Origin of the sequence: Staphylococcus sp. HMSC077D08, from assembly GCF_001837945.1 — a bacterium.
Classification (GTDB): domain Bacteria; phylum Bacillota; class Bacilli; order Staphylococcales; family Staphylococcaceae; genus Staphylococcus; species Staphylococcus epidermidis.
Window position 1 is genome coordinate 1 of the sequence record NZ_KV834769.1, and the last position, 201, is coordinate 201.

Annotated in this window: 1 pseudogene; it reads right to left on the reverse strand. The window is 40.3% G+C overall.

Annotated features, from left to right (window positions below):
- A pseudogene (locus tag HMPREF2663_RS13210) lies at nt 1-152 on the reverse strand (cell division protein FtsK); the annotation flags it as partial.
- Nucleotides 153-201: the final 49 nt, after the last annotated feature.

Below are 201 nucleotides of genomic sequence, written 5' to 3' on the forward strand. Positions count from 1 at the left end.
TAGCCTGCAGGCAGGCGAGGAAGAAAGTAAAAACCTTCTTCCGTAACCTTGCAGGTAAAACTATTGGTATAACTGGTTTCGCCTTGCATCATGGATCCTAATGCCATATTTAAGCTTTGTAGGAGATATTGTTCGAGTTCTTTGGCTGTCATTATTTAACCTCCTTCAGATCTGAAGCTTTGAAGTAAACATCATAACGGA